This window comes from Sulfitobacter noctilucae, assembly GCF_000622365.1.
Classification (GTDB): Bacteria; Pseudomonadota; Alphaproteobacteria; order Rhodobacterales; family Rhodobacteraceae; genus Sulfitobacter; species Sulfitobacter noctilucae.
Window position 1 is genome coordinate 104023 of record NZ_JASC01000004.1, and the last position, 16033, is coordinate 120055.

General features: G+C 60.4%; 14 protein-coding genes. 4 read left to right on the forward strand and 10 right to left on the reverse strand.

Going from position 1 to position 16033, the window contains the following annotated elements:
• Positions 1-20 precede the first annotated feature (20 nt).
• The 10 genes from Z945_RS0104785 to Z945_RS0104830 all read right to left on the reverse strand — a co-directional run bounded on the left by Z945_RS0104785 (position 21) and on the right by Z945_RS0104830 (position 9936).
• Positions 21-791, reverse strand: coding sequence for an oxepin-CoA hydrolase, alternative type (locus Z945_RS0104785; protein ID WP_025050975.1), 771 nt, complete (start codon positions 789-791; stop codon positions 21-23).
• Complete coding sequence (locus Z945_RS0104790) at positions 788-1228, reverse strand: PaaI family thioesterase (RefSeq protein ID WP_241434460.1); 441 nt, start codon at positions 1226-1228, stop codon at positions 788-790. The genes Z945_RS0104785 and Z945_RS0104790 overlap by 4 nt, the downstream gene beginning before the upstream one ends.
• Positions 1197-2330, reverse strand: coding sequence for an acyl-CoA dehydrogenase family protein (locus tag Z945_RS0104795; RefSeq protein WP_025050977.1), 1134 nt, complete (start codon positions 2328-2330; stop codon positions 1197-1199). Before Z945_RS0104795 ends, Z945_RS0104790 begins: the two co-directional genes overlap by 32 nt.
• Complete coding sequence (locus Z945_RS0104800) at positions 2331-3542, reverse strand: acyl-CoA dehydrogenase family protein (RefSeq protein ID WP_025050978.1); 1212 nt, start codon at positions 3540-3542, stop codon at positions 2331-2333.
• Positions 3543-3553: 11 nt separating this feature from the next.
• A complete protein-coding gene (locus tag Z945_RS0104805; RefSeq protein WP_025050979.1) occupies positions 3554-4729 on the reverse strand; it encodes an acetyl-CoA C-acyltransferase in 1176 nt (391 codons plus the stop codon).
• Positions 4726-6822: an FAD-dependent oxidoreductase gene (locus tag Z945_RS0104810; protein ID WP_025050980.1), complete on the reverse strand. Its 2097-nt coding sequence runs from the start codon at positions 6820-6822 to the stop codon at positions 4726-4728. The genes Z945_RS0104805 and Z945_RS0104810 overlap by 4 nt, the downstream gene beginning before the upstream one ends.
• Before the next feature lie 42 nt (positions 6823-6864).
• Positions 6865-7347 (reverse strand): class I SAM-dependent methyltransferase, encoded by a 483-nt coding sequence (locus tag Z945_RS0104815; RefSeq protein ID WP_025050981.1) that lies wholly within the window; start codon positions 7345-7347, stop codon positions 6865-6867.
• Positions 7348-7490: 143 nt separating this feature from the next.
• Positions 7491-7790, reverse strand: a complete 300-nt coding sequence (locus Z945_RS0104820; RefSeq protein ID WP_025050982.1) for a hypothetical protein — start codon at positions 7788-7790, stop codon at positions 7491-7493.
• Positions 7787-9217, reverse strand: a complete 1431-nt coding sequence (locus Z945_RS0104825) for a hypothetical protein (protein ID WP_025050983.1) — start codon at positions 9215-9217, stop codon at positions 7787-7789. Before Z945_RS0104825 ends, Z945_RS0104820 begins: the two co-directional genes overlap by 4 nt.
• Positions 9217-9936 carry a hypothetical protein gene (locus Z945_RS0104830; protein ID WP_152541063.1) on the reverse strand — a complete coding sequence of 240 codons (720 nt, stop codon included), beginning with the start codon at positions 9934-9936 and terminating at the stop codon, positions 9217-9219. The genes Z945_RS0104825 and Z945_RS0104830 overlap by 1 nt, the downstream gene beginning before the upstream one ends.
• A gap of 222 nt (positions 9937-10158) precedes the next feature.
• Between Z945_RS0104830 and Z945_RS0104835 the strand changes: the two genes are divergently transcribed.
• From Z945_RS0104835 to Z945_RS0104850, 4 genes are read left to right on the forward strand one after another with little or no spacing between them, the layout of a single operon-like run.
• Positions 10159-11928 (forward strand): ABC transporter ATP-binding protein, encoded by a 1770-nt coding sequence (locus Z945_RS0104835; RefSeq protein ID WP_025050985.1) that lies wholly within the window; start codon positions 10159-10161, stop codon positions 11926-11928.
• Positions 11921-13828, forward strand: coding sequence for an ABC transporter substrate-binding protein (locus Z945_RS0104840; RefSeq protein ID WP_025050986.1), 1908 nt, complete (start codon positions 11921-11923; stop codon positions 13826-13828). Before Z945_RS0104835 ends, Z945_RS0104840 begins: the two co-directional genes overlap by 8 nt.
• Positions 13825-14853, forward strand: a complete 1029-nt coding sequence (locus Z945_RS0104845; RefSeq protein ID WP_025050987.1) for an ABC transporter permease — start codon at positions 13825-13827, stop codon at positions 14851-14853. Before Z945_RS0104840 ends, Z945_RS0104845 begins: the two co-directional genes overlap by 4 nt.
• Positions 14850-16004, forward strand: a complete 1155-nt coding sequence (locus Z945_RS0104850) for an ABC transporter permease (RefSeq protein ID WP_025050988.1) — start codon at positions 14850-14852, stop codon at positions 16002-16004. Before Z945_RS0104845 ends, Z945_RS0104850 begins: the two co-directional genes overlap by 4 nt.
• The last annotated feature ends 29 nt before the right edge of the window (positions 16005-16033 follow it).

The following is a 16033-nucleotide window of genomic DNA, read 5'->3' on the forward strand; positions in this document are numbered from 1 at the left end:
TCCCCCTTATCGCGCCGTCCTCACCGATAGGCGGGGGCGCGTTTTTCCAAAAATGCTGCAATGCCTTCGGCGGCCTCGTCCCGCCCAGCGGCAGCGGCCATCGCATCACGCTCTGCATCAAGCTGATCGGCTTCGCTAGCCTCATAGGCATCCGCGACCAGATCGCGGATCACACCCTGCGCGTCCCGTGGGCCAGCGGCAAGCGCGTCGGCCAGTACCATCGCTTCTTCCAATGTCTTGCCTGATCCGGCCAGTCGGTTGACCGCCCCAAGTTCAGCAAAGCGGGTGGCCATCACCGGGCGCCCCATCAGGCACATTTCCATCGCCAACGGGCGTGGCAACAGCCGGGCCATCGCCGAGGTCAGGCCGCCATCCGGCACCAGCCCCGCCTTAACATAGGCAGCCGTGAATTTCGCGTCCTTGGCTGCGACGATCATATCACAGGCCAGCGCAAGGCTGAGGCCCGCACCTGCGGCGCCGCCTTCGACGGCAGCAATCAGCGGTACGGGGCAGGCCCGCATCGCCCGCAAAAGATCGTGCAGCTCGTCAACTTTACCACGCCGCGCCTCTTCGGACATGCCGCGCCGTTCAATTAGAACATTCAGGTTGCCGCCCGCACAAAAGAACGGCCCTTCCGAGGTCAGGATCACTGCGCGAATGCGTGGGTCTTCGGCCTGTTTCATCGCTGTAAGAATACACTCGTAAAGCTCGGGCGACAGGGCACCGCGCTTTTCTGTATTGCCGTTCAAGATAATCAGGCGGTCACCTGCATCTTCGATCCGTGCGCTCATGTCAGTTTCTCCTGCGGCACACGTTTGAACACGCCTGTCGCTGTGGCGATCAAGGTGCCGTCTTCGTGTCTCAGTTCGCCGTCGATATAGAGAATGCTGCGCCCGCCCCCTTTTATCGTGCCTGTGGCCCAAACGCGGCCTGCCCTGCCGGGTGCGATGAAATGCGTGGTCATCGAGACTGTCAGAAATGGCGCACGCCCAGTTTTGTCCACTGTCAGCGAGCCGGTACAGCCGCAGGCATTATCCAGCATTGCTGCTGCGATGCCGCCGTGCAGAACGCCGTGGCGATTGGTATGTTGCGGCCCGATGTCGAGAAAACACCGGCCCTGTTCCCCGTCGGATATGTCGACGACATATCCGATCAGGGTCTGGGTACCGGTCTCATCCCGAATGAGCTGGCTTTCGTCAGGCTGCTGCAAGGTTGATAAACCGCTCAAGGTGGTGGTCTGTATCGCCAAAGCGGTGATCTGCCATGACGATGCGCTTGGCGATATGGGCCAGTTCGTATTCCTGCGTCATGGCGATACCGCCATGCAGCTGGATGCTGTCCTCGGCCACAAGACGGCCCGCGCGGCCCATCAAGTTCTTCGTAGCCGACACATTGCTTTCACGCGATTTGCGATCCGACTCAAGGTGACCAGCAGCGTTGATCACGGCAGAGCGTGCCTGCTCCATCTCGATCAGCAGATCGGACATGCGGAAGGCCAGCGCCTGGAAGGTGCCGATGGGACGGCCAAACTGCTTGCGCGTCATCAGGTAGTCTTTGGTCAGCTGCGTGGCCGTGTCCATCGCGCCAAGCGTCTCGGCGCACTGGGCGACATTGGCCGCAGCCGTCCGCGCTTCGATCGCGGCAAAGGCTTCGCCGGCCTTGCCCAAACGGGCGGAGGCTGGCAGGCGCACATCGTCCAGCATGACCTCGGCAGCACGACCACCGGCCAGCAGGGCATAGCCTTGCACCGTCACACCCTTGGTGTCCGCTGGCACAAGGAACAGGGAAATCCCTGCCTCGTCGTCGATGTTGCCGCTTTCGCGAGCGGAAACCACGATATGATCCGCGGCTTCGGCGTTTACGACAACTGCCTTGTGACCGTTCAGCACGATATCATCGCCATCTGCTTTGGCAGTGGTCTGAACGCGGTTCAGGTCATAGCGGCTGGTCGGTTCGCCGTGGGCGAATGCCATCTGGCACGTCCCGCCGATGATCTCTTCGATCAGCGCCTTTTGATCATCGGTGCCCAGATCGGCCACCAGACCACCGCCCAACACGGCCGTATCCAGGAATGGCTCGACCACGCCTGCGCGGCCCAGCTCTTCGAACACCACGGCGATGTCGAAACCTTTACCGCCAAAGCCGCCCTGCTCTTCTGTGAACAAGGCACCGATGACGCCCAACTCTGCCAATTCGTTCCAGATGTCGGTGGACATGCCGGTGTCACTGTCGAGGATCTTGTTCCGCGTCGCCGTATCGTAGCGGTCGCGCAGGAAACGCCGCAGCGTGTCCTGCAACATTTGCCGTTCTTCTGTCAGATCAAAGTTCATTTATGCGCCCCCGCTCATGGTCACTTTGGCGATGATGCCACGTTGGATTTCGTTGGAACCGCCAAAGATCGACAGTTTGCGGTTATTGAAGTATTTCGCCGCCACCGGGCCTGCGCCCAGCGGATCGGGCAGACCGGCGTTCGATCCTTCCACAGCCTCGGATGCGAAAGGCATCGCATAGGCACCTGCCGTGCGGCGGGCCAGATCGTTGATTTCCTGACGGATCACTGTGCCTTTGACCTTAAGCATCGACGCCTCGACACCGGGGGCCGAGCCTGCCGCCGCTTTGGAAATGATCCGCATGTTCGTGGTCGCCATCGCCTTGAGATCAATCTCAACCTGCGCCACACGCGCGGCGAAATGCGGGTTCTGGATGAGCGGCTTGCCGCCCGCCATCTCGGATTTCGCCAAGCGCTTCACGGTGTTCAGACCCGCCTGCGAGAAACCAACGCCTGCAATGTTCGTGCGCTCGTGGGTCAGCAGATACTTGGCATAGGTCCAGCCCTTGTTCTCTTCACCGACCAGATTTTCGACCGGCACTTTGACATCTGTGAACCAGACTTCGTTCACCTCGGGCGTGCCGTCGAGCAGGATAATCGGGCGCACTTCGATGCCCGGTGTGTCCATGTCGATCAGCAAAAAGGAGATGCCCTCTTGCTGTTTGACGTCCTTATCGGTGCGCACCAGACAGAAGATCATGTTGGCGTGTTGGCCCAGCGTGGTCCATGTTTTCTGGCCGTTGACGATGTAGTGTTTGCCATCGTCGGATTTCACGGCAGTCGTCTTGAGCGAGGCGAGGTCGGAACCGGCACCCGGCTCTGAATAGCCCTGACACCACCAATCGTCGCCGTTCAACATGCGCGGCAGCCAATAATCGTTCTGCTCTTTGGAGCCGAATTTCTGCAGCACAGGCGCGAGCATCGAGAACCCGAAGGGCACAACGCGCGGCGTGTTGGCAGCGGCACATTCCTCTTCCCAGATGTGGCGCTGAACGGCATTCCACTCGGCACCGCCAAATTCTTTGGGCCAGTTCGGCACCAGCCAGCCCTGTTCGTTCAGGATCGCATGCCAGCGCTCCATATCATCTTTGGTCAGGTCGTCGCCGTCATTGCCGGCAACCTTGTCCGCCAGATCTTTCGGCAGTTTTTCGTCAAGAAACGTCCGCACTTCATCGCGGAAGGCTTTTTCTTCGTCGGTATAACTCAGGTCCATTTCAGCACTCCTTATGAGTAGATTTCAAACAGGCCAGCGGCACCCATGCCGCCGCCGATACACATGGTGACAACGCCCAGTTTCGCGCCACGGCGCTTGCCTTCCAGCAGCAGATGCCCGGTGCAGCGTGCGCCGGTCATCCCAAAGGGATGTCCGATGGCGATTGAGCCACCGTTGACGTTATATTTTTCCGGGTCGATGCCCAGCGTATCACGGGAATAGAGACATTGTGACGCAAAGGCCTCGTTCAGCTCCCAAAGGTCAATGTCGTCGACCTTGAGGCCATGACGCTCCAGCAGGCGCGGTACCGCGTAGATGGGGCCAATGCCCATCTCGTCCGGCTCGCAGCCCGCAACAGCAAAGCCCTTGAAAGCACCCAGCGGCGTCAGCCCCTGTTTTTCAGCATCTTTGCTGTCCATCACCACCACAGCGGCGGCACCATCCGACAACTGGCTGGCATTGCCCGCAGTTACAAAGCCGCCCTCGCGCACGGGCTGCAGTCCAGAGAGACCTTCGAGTGTCGTACCAGGGCGGTTGCATTCGTCCTTATCGACGGTCACCTCGTGCTGCGTGATTTCGCCGGTTTCCTTGTTCTGCATACCCATTGTGGTCTGCATCGGAACGATCTCGTGGTCGAATTTGCCCGCTTGCTGCGCCTCGTGGATCAAACGCTGGCTGCGCAGACCAAATTCATCTTGATACTCGCGGCTCAAACCATAGCGTTCCGCCACGATATCGGCGGTCTCGATCATCGTCATATAGATGGCCGGTTTATGCTCTTCCAGCCACGGGTCTTTTACGCTCTTGGAGTTTGGCGCGACCATCGAGATGCTCTCGACCCCGCCTGCAACCATCGGGCCTGCGCCCTCTTGGGTGATTGCATTGGCGGCCATGGCGATGGATTGCAGACCGGAAGAGCAAAAACGGTTGACCGTCACACCGGCAGCAGTGATCGGCAGCCCCGCGCGCAGCGCGATCTGGCGGGCGATATTGCCGCCGGTCGCCCCTTCGGGTGTGGCGCAGCCCATAACGACGTCTTCGATCTGTGCGGGATCAAGACCGGCGCGTTCCACGGCGTGTTCGACCACATGACCGCCCATTGCGGCACCGTGGGTCATATTGAACGACCCCCGGAAAGACTTGGCAAGCCCGGTGCGGGCAGTAGAGACGATGACAGCTTGTTTCATTTTGCAGCGTCCTTATTCAGATCATCAAATGTGCGGCCCTGCGCCGCGAGGTCTTCGAGAAGGGGTGCGGGTTGCCAAAACCAGGCGTCATCCTGCGCATAGCGCTGGATGTCAGCCAGCACAGACGGCAAGCCCTGAATATCGGCCCATTTCATGGGTCCCCCCCAATAGCGCGGAAAGCCGTAGCCGAAGAGCAACGTCATATCGACGTCCAGAGGACGGCGTGCGATGCCTTCGCCGACAACTTTCGCGGCTTCGTTCACCATGGCACACATATAGCGGCGCACAATATCTTCGTCTGTAAAAGGACGTGGCGTAATTCCCAACTCGGCCTGTTCGGCGGCGATCAGTTCGGCAATTTTGGGGTTGGGCACGCCCGCGCGTTTTCCCGCGGCGTAGATATAATAGCCCTCTCCCGTCTTCTGTCCGAAGTGCCCCTCTTCGCAGAGTTTGTCGATGTAGGTCGGCACCCGTTCATCAGGATGACGGTCCGGCGCTTTGCGTTTGCGGGTCATCCAGCCGATGTCCAGCCCAGCAAGGTCCGCAACCGCAAAGGGCCCCATCGCAAAACCGAAATCCACCAGCGCCTTGTCGATCTGATAAGGCGAGGCACCATCAAGCACCATGTGATCCGCCGCCGTGCGGTAGGTCGCCAGAATGCGGTTGCCAATGAACCCGTCACATACGCCCGCGCGGACCGAGATCTTGCCCAGCGCCTTGCCCAGCGCAAAACCGGTGGCGACGACATCCTTTGCTGTCTTTTCAGCGACAACGACCTCCAGCAGCTTCATGATATGTGCCGGCGAGAAAAAGTGCAGGCCGATTACATCAGCAGGACGCGATGTGGCGGCGGCAATTTCGTTCACGTCAAGATAAGAGGTGTTCGTGGCCAACACGCAGCCCGGCTTGCAGACGGAATCGAGTTTGGCAAAGACCTCTTTCTTGACGTCCATGTTTTCGAACACGGCTTCGACGACCAGATCGACATCACTCAGGCTGTCGTAATCGGTGGAAACGGTAAGTGCCTTTTCAGTAAGTGTATCGAATTTGTCCTGACTGATCTTACCACGCTTGAGCGCCCCCGAGAGGTTGCCAGAGATGCGCTCGTGCGCGGCTCGGGCAGCTTCCGGTTTCATCTCGATCAGGACCACGTCCATGCCCGCCAGCAGTGCGGCAGTGGCAATGCCTGCCCCCATTGTCCCACCACCGATAACGCCAATCGTGTTCAGGCTGCGCGGCTCGACGCCCTTGAGTTCAGGCAGATTGCTGACAGCGCGTTCGGAGAAGAAGGCGTGGATCATGCCTTGGCGTTGGTCTGTCTGCATCAGCTCCATGAACAGATCGCGTTCTTTTTGCAGGCCTTGCTCAAAAGGCAGTTCCGTCGCGACCTGCACGGCACGCACGGCTGTCGCCGGACTAATCTGGCCACGGCCCTTTGCCAGCACCGCATCATAGGTTGCGTCCCAGTCGATAGCATCGGCGGGTGGCAATTCACTCACCGGGCGGCGGGTCGCGCCATCCGCCAGCAATTCGGCCGCGTAGGCCAGACCGACGGCTTCGGGGTCGCCTTCGGCCACACGGTCGAGGATGCCCAGATCGCGTGCAGCCTCGGCTTTGATCGGTGCGCCGCTGGTGATCATTTCCAGCGCCTTTTCAGCACCAGTCAAGCGCGGCAGCCGCTGTGTTGCACCGGCCCCGGGGATAAGGCCCAGATTGACCTCGGGCAGGCCGACTTTGGCAGAAGGCTGAGCGATGCGGTAATGCGCCGACAGCGCCACCTCAAGCCCGCCGCCCAGCGACACACCGTGCATGGAAGCCACCACGAGCAAAGGCGACGCTTCGATACGGTTGCACAGAATTGGCAGATACGGCTCCGTCGGCGGCTTGCCGAATTCAGTGATGTCTGCCCCTGCGATAAAGGCGCGGCCTTCGCCCACGATGACCACCGCCTTTACACCCGCATCCGCTTCGGCGCGTTCCATTGCGTCCCACAGGCCCTGTCGCACGGCTTGGGACAGCGCGTTAACGGGGGGGTTCTGGATGCGCAGGACGGCAATGTCGTCGTGGCGGGTGTAGGCGATTTTATCTGTCATCTGGGTCTCCTGTTGATGCAAAGCGGTGGGCCGGGGTGTGTCCTAGCCGTAAATGAAACACGCGTTTTCGACCGCATCGGCCGGCAACGCCACTTCGGTCAGGTTTTCAAAATACATCCGGTCACTGGCAACCATCAGCCCGCCTTTGGCCAGCAAGGGCTCGATCAGCGGGGAAACGGCGCGAGCGAAATCATCGTTCTTGGCCGGATTGTGCCCGCCGAGATCGGCATGGATCAGCGAGGCCGTCGGGCCGAAGCGCTCTAAGGCCTGCGGAAGTGTTTCATGCACATCCCCCATGATCAACATCTCGTCGGGCGGCGTGCTTTTGGGGTGCGAGGCAATGGCGCGTTCAAAGACGAACACGTCGCGCCCCGGCATGATCTCGACCATGTGGTGATAGGTGCGGCCATTGCCCAGACCCAATTCCAGCACCGGGCCAGACATGTCTTTGGTCTGGTCGGCGGCAAAGTTCAGGCAGGCGCGTTGCGATACCATGCGGTTGATGAATGCATCCAGTCGGCTCATGTCGGGCTCCTTGTTGGCGGGGCGCGAATGGCCCTGCGGGGTGCGCGACGGTATCTAGCCCGATCGCCAAGGGAGTGCCAGTGGCGCGCAATTTTACGTCAGGGGATTTTCCGTTTTTGACCTGAGCCTTGGCGCGATGCGGCTTAGCTCGACAACCGTTCGCGCAGGTCTGCGATAATTTCCGGAATGATCTTATCTACCGGCCCGGATGGGGCTGACAACGCGTTCCCGGTCTGGGAGTCGTGCGAAAGAAAAACCGTGCGTCCGGGCAAGACCACTTCGAATTTGGCCGCAAAGCCGGTGTCATGCAGTTCCTTGATTTCTGCCTGCCAGTATTTTTCAAGATAGCGGCACAGACTGTGGCAATCTTCATGCGTTGGCGCAGCGACAATGTCGCAAATGACGGTACCGTCTGCTTGTTCGATAAGAGTTACAGCGTTCATTCTAATCCCAGACTTCTGTTAACGCTTGGCCGCGAGCGTTGCGACGAGCCGATGATTTCCCGGAAGATATCATCTCCGGTGAAGCCTTTGTCCACCGTGCGACTATAGATCTGATCCCAGGTAAGGTTCGGGTTGTCACGGGCCAATTGGGCGGCAAGATTACGGTCAGCCATCAGGTCGCGTGCCTGAGTACGCGCGGCGTTGCGCAGCTGGAACGCCTGCCGCGCCTGCGCTTCGAGCGGCGCATCAGCCTCGAGTTGCCCGGGAATCAGTCTTTCTTGATTGAGGTACCATTCCCGCGCCTCGCGATTGGTAAGGGTTCCGGGCCGCGGATTGCCCGTGATCCGCCCCCAAATCCGTGTCCGCGACACACCGCGTGCGATCAGCACGCCTGCGCCGGACAGGACAGCACCAGCCATGCCGCCTGTGATCCCGCCGATGGCCGCGCCGTCCAGACGGTCGATCACGCCCCCCTCGTCGTGGCCCGCCCCCGAGAGCGCGCCGGTCGCGGCACCGGTGCGCGCACCTGCCACCACAGCACCGCGCAACCCGTTGCCCGCGCGCGCGGCATTCGCGGCCGCACCGCCCACGGGCACGAACATTGTCGGCACCATTCCGGCAACTTCGCCTCCGACATACCAGTTCGGGTTTGCAATACGCTCGGCGTTCATCAACTGGCGGCGCTCTGCCACCAGCTCTTCATAGGACCTGTCCGAGAACAGCGAATCGAGCCGTGCCATCCCTTCCTCGCCGAAGCCGAAGGTCAGGCCCTGCCCCCCGCCGCCAAAAAAGCTTTCAGCGTCCGAGGCCCGACGGGCGTTGGTCGCAAGCTCGTATTGATCAAAGTTGCGGCGACGATCATCGAGATAAAGCTGGTTCAGCATGTGATCGGAGTCAAAGCCGGAGCTGACATAGTCCCACAACATATTGGCCCCGTAACCGGCACCTTGAAAAAACCCCACGCTTGGTTTTTCGTACTGCCCCGCCTCGCGGGCGATCTGATCATAGGCGCTGTTGAAACCGTCCTGATCCAGGCCTGCCGGAATACCGCGCCAGTCTTCTACTGCGTTCGCTTCCAGCTCCCGCTCGCGCTGGACTTCACCGATTTGTGCTTCGGCCGCGTCCATTGCCTCTTCTGTTCCGTAAATGACGTAAAGCTGCGTGATAGGCATTGCCAGCGGATGGCGCGGGGATTCGCCTTGGTCATTCAGCGTTCCGGAAGCGACCATATCACCCGAAGCCAGATCGTAGATGCGGTACCCGATTCCGGCGATCGGCTCGCCTGTGGTGTCGTCGATGGCCCCTGCCTCGACCCAATTGTCACCGCACCCTTCGCAGACCTGGCCGACTGTGCCGCTGGGCTGTTGTTCGGCGACAAGCATCCCTTGCCGCAACTGGGCCGGGCTGGCTGGATCTTCGGGGTCCATCAGGCAATCCCGTCGTAGAAGGTCTGCAGCTGATCGCAGAGGTCTTCTCGGGCTGCGCTTTCGACAATTTTGCGCAAATTGCGCATCAGCGGATCATCGAACCAATAGATACCGTGTATCAGGGCAACGCCCAGATAGGCCGTCCGCCGAACCGGATCGCTCAGCCCGTAGCCATCCGCATGTGACGCGGAATGCGCAAGGAACACATCGGTATCACGCTGTGTCGAAAGGCCGGGATGGTGCGGCGTCAGGTTTGCCAAAGCTGTCTGCGCGTCCTGATGTGTCCGTAGTCTGGCCACCAGCCGCGTGCCAAAGTGCCCGGTACCGTGGCCGGTCCAGGTGCCGGACAGCCAGTCCTGCACAAACTCGGTAAAAAGAACGAGCCGGCGGTCCTGCGGAATGTCGCCCCGCATCAGCGAGGTGCTGATACCCTTTTCAAGCCGGCTGTCCTGAGGAAAATGCGCGCCCAGCGTCACGCCCATGACAGCCAGTTTGAAAGTCTCACGCTTGGCAGTGATAGCAAAAGCCAGCGCATAATCCCGGACGGTCTGCACGAATGTCTCTGCGATCTCGGGCGTCGCACCAAGGGCGGCCATATGTGCGGGGTAAAGTTTGATCAAAGCTGCGCCGGTGTCCCGGTTCCAATCGGCACTCGCCTGCGCCTCGAAGGAGGCAAATTGATCCCTGGAAAACTTCATACCCATACGCAAAAATGCCAATCTGTTCCCTTTGAAGAAAACGTTGCCTCTCCGACCACAACCTCAGGTGAGACTATCGCCAGATCAGCGGAACGCAAGAATAGCGTGCAAAATTTAAGCCTGCGGAGAGCGCAAGCGCCCCGCGGCGCGGCAAAGGCGTCGATCCACCGGATTCGCTAGACGATCTGGTTCAAATCGGCTTCACTCCGAATCCGAAACCGTAGCCTGCTTGAATGGATCCATATGACCGCCTTGCTGGACGTAGATGCGCTGACCATTGGGTTCGGCAACGCCCCGCCAGTGGTGTCGGACGTCAGCTTTTCCGTGCAGCCGGGCGAGACGCTGGCGCTGGTGGGCGAAAGCGGGTCGGGCAAGACGCTGACCTGCCGCACCGCGCTGCGGGTGTTGCCTGAGACGGCGCAGGTCAGAGGGGGGTCGGTTACTTTCGCCGGGCAGAACGGCCCTGTCGATTTGCTGCATGCCCCGGAACGCGAGATGCGGCGGATCAGGGGCAACCGCATCGCGATGATCTTTCAGGAGCCGATGCGCTCGCTGTCGCCGCTGCACCGGCTTGGCAATCAGGTGGGCGAAGTTTTGCGTCTGCACCGGGATATGGGCAAGTCCGAGGCAAAGCGGCGGGTGCTGGAGCAATTCGAAAAGGTAGGCTTTGCCGACGCCGAACGCGCCTTTCGCAGCTATCCTTTCGAGATGTCGGGCGGGATGCGTCAACGCGCGATGATCGCCATGGCAATGGTGGCGCAGCCTGAACTGCTTATCGCGGACGAACCGACGACCGCGCTGGATGTGACCACGCAAGCGCAGGTGTTGGGGCTGATCAACAGCTTGCAGCAAGAAACCGGGATGGCGGTTATTCTTGTCACGCACGATCTGGGTGTGGTGGCGAATATGGCCGAACATGTGGTGGTGATGAACAAGGGCCGCGTGATGGAGGCAGGCCGCGCCGAGCATATCCTGCGCAATCCGTCTCATGGCTATACCCAAAAGCTTTTTGCGGCGGCTCCGATGATCCCGACAGTGGCGACCCCGGCGCCAAAGCTTGAATACGACGATGTGATCCTTGATCTGAAATCGGTGACCAAGACCTACACGATGCGGGCCAGCGGCTGGCGCAGCCCGGTCCAGATCACAGCCTGCCGCGATGTGAACCTGCAGGTACCGCGCGGCAAAACGCTGGCGGTTGTGGGCGAAAGCGGGTCAGGCAAAACGACCTGTGCGCGGGTGGCGCTTGGTGCGGAGCATCCCGATCCGGGCGGCGAAGTGATGTTTCGGCCCGTAGCCGGAGAGCCCGCGCTGCCGGTTCATGACATGACCCGAGAGCAACGGACCACCTTTCAGCGCGAAGCGCAGATGGTGTTCCAGGACCCCTACTCATCGCTCAGCCCCCGGATGAGGGTTCTGGATGCGATGACCGAACCGATGGACATCCACCACATCGGCAGCCGGTCGGAGCGGCGCGACAAAGCTGCCGAGATGTTGCGTCTGGTGGGCCTCGACCCTGATATGCTGCGGCGCTATCCGCACGCGTTTTCAGGCGGGCAGCGCCAGCGCCTATCGATTGCCCGCGCACTTACGCTGGACCCCAAGCTGCTGATCTGCGACGAGCCGACCTCTGCGCTTGATGTTTCTGTGCAGGACCAGATCCTGAGCTTGCTGGAAGACATCCGCGCTCAGGCGGGCCTGAGCTACCTGTTTATCAGCCATGACCTCGCCGTGGTTGCGCGGATTGCCGACGAAGTTGCGGTGATGCGTGCAGGTGTGATCGTCGAACAGGCGCCGCCCGACACGCTGTTCTTCAACCCGCGCCACCCCTACACCAAGGCACTGATCGCAGCCCAGCCAGAGCCGGATGTGACGCGACCCATCGACCTTGATCTGGTGTCGAAAGGGGCCGGTGCGCCGACAAACTGGCCTGAAATGTACCGGTTTGATGGCGACACAGCCCCCGACTTGCGTGAGCTGGAGCCGGGTCATAAGGTGCGGTGTCATGCGTAGATTGATTGCCCTACTGGCCTTCGTCGCGGCCCCTGTGCTTGCCCAGACCCCGCTTCAGGAAACGCCGTTCTGGCAACCCGAAGTCGATGCCGGGACCATGCCCCCGATCTTTGAGCGACTGCCGGACACGCCGCTGGTTGTCGATCTGGAGGCCAAGGGCCGCAGCTTTGGCACCCAGGGCGGGACATTGCGCACGATGGTCACCCGGTCCAAGGACGTGCGCCAGATGGTTGTGTACGGCTATGCACGGCTGGTGGGGTATAACCCCCAATACGACCTGTACCCCGACATCCTGCGCGATGTTGAGGTGATCGAGGACCGCCGCTTTGTGCTGCATCTGCGCCCCGGACACCGTTGGTCAGACGGAGAGCCTTTCACTTCTGAAGATTTCCGCTACTGGTGGGAAAAGGTGGTCGGCAATAATGAGATTACCCCGTCCGGCCCCCCTGAGTTCATGATCGTGGACGACACACTTGGGCGTGTCACCTTCCCCGATCTTTATACGGTTGTATTTGAGTGGGACCGTCCCAACCCCAATTTCCTGCCGCTTCTCGCGCAGGCTTCCCCGCCCTTCATCTACCGCCCAGCACATTACCTGAAACAGTTCCATATCGACTTTGCCGAGCCTGATGCGCTGGCCGAAGAGGTCCGCAGTGCACGGGTCAAAAGCTGGGCTGCGCTACACAACCGGCGCGACAATATGTACAAGTTCGACAACCCGGACCAGCCCACCTTGCAGCCGTGGCTGAGCGCCAGTGATCGCGGGTCGCGCCAGTTGTTCGTGCGTAACCCCTACTACCACCGGATCGACGCCCGCGGGAAGCAGCTTCCCTATATCGACGTCGTGAATATGACGATTGTCGGGGGCGGGCTGGTCGCGGCCAAGGCCAATGCAGGCGAAGCAGACCTTCAAGCACGCGGGCTCGATTTCTCCGATGTCTCGATCCTTAAGAAAGGGGAGCAGGACGGCGGAAACTATCGCACCTTCCTTTGGGCGAATGGCGTGGCCAGCCAGATCGCAATTTATCCGAACCTCAACTTCAAGGACCCTGTCTGGCGCGAGGTTATGCGCGATGTGCGGTTCCGGCGGGCGCTGAGCATGGGGATCGACCGACGGATGATCAACCGCGCGCTGTACTTCGGTCTGGCGAATGAAGGCGGGATGGCGGCGCTACCCTCCAGCCCGCTGTTCGATGAACAAGACCTCAAGATGTGGTCCGATATGGACATCGAGGCGGCCAACGCGCTGTTGGACGACATGGGCCTGACCCAGCGCAACCCTGCGGGGCTGCGGCTCTTGCCTGACGGGCGGCCGATGGAATTCGTGATCGAGACCGCAGGCGAACGTCAGGAAGTCGAGAATGCACTGGCCATCGTCACGGACACATGGCGTGATCTGGGCATCCGGTTGGTGCTGCGCCCGTTGGACCGCGACATCCTGCGCAACCGGGTCTATGCCGGGATCAGCATGGCGGCGATCTGGTATGGCTGGGACAACGGCTTGCCCACCTCGGGCACCTCGCCCGACTATCTGGCACCGACCAATCAGGAATTCTTTGCCTGGCCCAAGTGGGGTCAGTTCTACGTTACCGGCGGCGAAGCAGGTGAAGCGCCCGATATTGAACCCGCACAGCATCTGTTGAAGCTGTACGACGATTGGTTCCACACCTCTGTTCCCGCCGAACGCAAAGCGATCTGGCGAGACATGCTGGACATCCATGCAGATCAACAATTCGCCATCGGCATTCTGTCGGGTGCCCCCCAGCCCGTGGTCGTGTCAAAACAGCTGCGCAATGTGCCTGAAACAGGCATCTGGGCCTATGATCCGGGGGCCCATTTCGGAGTGCACCGGGTGGACGAATTCTATTTCGAGAACCCCGCCCCGCAGGTGACGCAATGATGTTGCTGCGCTACGCAGTTTACCGTTTCATCACCATGTTGCTGACGCTCTGGGTGGTGTCGATCCTTGTCTTTATCATCATCAACCTGCCGCCCGGTGATTACCTCAGCAACCAGATCGCCGAGCTGCGCGCCACGGGTCAGGCCGAAGGCATCGCCAAGGTCGAATTCCTACGCCAGGAATATGCATTGGACCGGCCCATCTGGGAACAGTATTTCATTTGGGTCGGTATGATGCCGGGGCCGAACGGGTTTTCCGGCCTGTTGCAGGGCGATTTCGGCTGGTCTTTTGAGTTCGACCGCCCCGTGGGTGAGATTGTCGGCGATGCGCTGTGGATGACAGTTCTGGTCAATCTGGCTGCGGTGCTGTTCGTCTATGCCGTGGCCCTTCCGCTGGGTGTGCTGGCGGCAGCAAAGTCTGAGACCTGGGTCGACTACACCGCCGGTTTTCTGGGCTATCTGGGCCTTGCCACGCCGAACTTCCTGCTGGCGCTGATCCTGTTCTACTATGGGAACAAGTACTTTGACCTGCCTATTGGCGGTCTGATGGACCCGGTGTTTGAAGGCGAGCCAATGTCCTGGGCAAAGGTTAAATCCATGCTGCTCCACCTCATTGTCCCAACCTTTGTGATCGGCACCTCGGGTGCTGCTGCCATGATGCAGCGATTGCGCGCCAATATGCTGGATGAACTTAGCAAACCCTATGTGGAAACCGCCCGCGCCAAGGGCATGGCCCCTGCCCGCCTGCTCGCCAAATACCCACTGCGCATGGCTTTCAATCCTTTCGTGGCCGACATCGGCAACCTGCTGCCTGCCATGGTCTCCGGTTCTGTTCTGGTCTCGGTCGTGCTGGGCCTGCAAACCATCGGGCCCTCCTTGCTAACCGCGCTGAAGTCACAAGACCAGTTTCTTGCGGCTTTCGTATTGATGTTCGTGGCGCTCCTGACGCTGATCGGAACAATGATCTCGGACGTGCTGCTGGTCCTGCTGGACCCCCGCATCCGGTACGGAGAACGCGGTAAATGAGCACCCAACCGGACAACAGGTTCGTCGATACCGCGCCCTGGCAGGACGACACGGATATCAGCGCCCCCGACCGGGCCGAGATGGACGCACCGGCTTGGCGGCTGACATGGCGCAAGTTCCGGCGGCACAAGCTGGCACTGGTCTCGGCGATCTTTCTGCTGACCTGCTATCTGATCCTGCCCATCGCGGGCTTCATCGCACCCTATACGCCCAATGAACGCAGCGCCGACTACCTCTATGCCCCACCGCAAAGCATCAACCTCTGGCACGAGGGCGATTTCATCGGCCCCTACGTCTATCCCATCACGGCAGAGGCCGATCTGGTCAATTTCCGCTGGACATATACCACCGATGAAACCACCCCAATGCCGCTTGAGTTTTTCTGCGAAGGCCAGACCTACCGGCTCTTCGGCTTGATCCCCTCGGACACGCATCTGTTCTGTGCGCCAGAGGGCGCAACGGTGTTCATCTGGGGCTCGGACAGGCTGGGCCGCGATGTCTTCAGCCGCATCCTCTATGGTGCGCAACTATCGCTCACAGTGGGCCTGATCGGGATCACAGTCAGCTTCCTTCTGGGTATCACCTTTGGAGCAATAGCGGGCTACTTTGGCGGCAAAACCGACTGGATCGTCAACCGCGTGATCGAGATTTTGCGCTCGCTGCCGGAACTGCCCCTCTGGCTGGCACTATCGGCGGCGGTGCCCTCGAACTGGGGGCCAGTGGCGGTGTTCTTCATCATCTCGATCATTCTGGGCATCCTCGATTGGCCGGGGCTGGCCCGCGCCGTACGCTCCAAATTCCTGTCCCTGCGCGAAGAGGAGTATGTGAAAGCCGCCGAAATGATGGGCGCGAAGCCGGGCCGTGTGATCCGCAGACACCTCCTGCCAAACTTCATGTCTCACCTCATCGCAAGCGCCACCCTGTCGATCCCCGCGATGATCCTTGGCGAAACAGCACTCAGCTTTCTGGGCCTCGGCCTGCGCGCGCCTGCCGTCAGTTGGGGCGTAATGCTGAACGACGCCCAAAACCTCGCCAGTATCGAAATCTACTGGTGGACTGCCATTCCGATGCTGCCGATCATCGTTGTCGTCCTCGCCTTTAATTTCCTCGGCGATGGTCTGCGCGCCTCACTCGACCCCTACAAAGGCTAAGCTCAGCCCGTTCCCTCTACCTTTCTCTT

What these genes read in the sequence shown, in the direction of transcription:
- Z945_RS0104815 (WP_025050981.1), bottom strand. Translation starts at nt 7,347, where the DNA reads ATGAGCCGACTGGATGCATTCATCAACCGCATGGTATCGCAACGCGCC.
- Z945_RS0104810 (WP_025050980.1), bottom strand. Translation starts at nt 6,822, where the DNA reads ATGACAGATAAAATCGCCTACACCCGCCACGACGACATTGCCGTCCTG.
- Z945_RS0104845 (WP_025050987.1), top strand. Translation starts at nt 13,825, where the DNA reads ATGATGTTGCTGCGCTACGCAGTTTACCGTTTCATCACCATGTTGCTG.
- Z945_RS0104835 (WP_025050985.1), top strand. Translation starts at nt 10,159, where the DNA reads ATGACCGCCTTGCTGGACGTAGATGCGCTGACCATTGGGTTCGGCAAC.
- Z945_RS0104840 (WP_025050986.1), top strand. Translation starts at nt 11,921, where the DNA reads ATGCGTAGATTGATTGCCCTACTGGCCTTCGTCGCGGCCCCTGTGCTT.
- Z945_RS0104820 (WP_025050982.1), bottom strand. Translation starts at nt 7,790, where the DNA reads ATGAACGCTGTAACTCTTATCGAACAAGCAGACGGTACCGTCATTTGC.
- Z945_RS0104825 (WP_025050983.1), bottom strand. Translation starts at nt 9,217, where the DNA reads ATGGACCCCGAAGATCCAGCCAGCCCGGCCCAGTTGCGGCAAGGGATG.
- Z945_RS0104805 (WP_025050979.1), bottom strand. Translation starts at nt 4,729, where the DNA reads ATGAAACAAGCTGTCATCGTCTCTACTGCCCGCACCGGGCTTGCCAAG.
- Z945_RS0104850 (WP_025050988.1), top strand. Translation starts at nt 14,850, where the DNA reads ATGAGCACCCAACCGGACAACAGGTTCGTCGATACCGCGCCCTGGCAG.
- Z945_RS0104800 (WP_025050978.1), bottom strand. Translation starts at nt 3,542, where the DNA reads ATGGACCTGAGTTATACCGACGAAGAAAAAGCCTTCCGCGATGAAGTG.
- Z945_RS0104785 (WP_025050975.1), bottom strand. Translation starts at nt 791, where the DNA reads ATGAGCGCACGGATCGAAGATGCAGGTGACCGCCTGATTATCTTGAAC.
- Z945_RS0104795 (WP_025050977.1), bottom strand. Translation starts at nt 2,330, where the DNA reads ATGAACTTTGATCTGACAGAAGAACGGCAAATGTTGCAGGACACGCTG.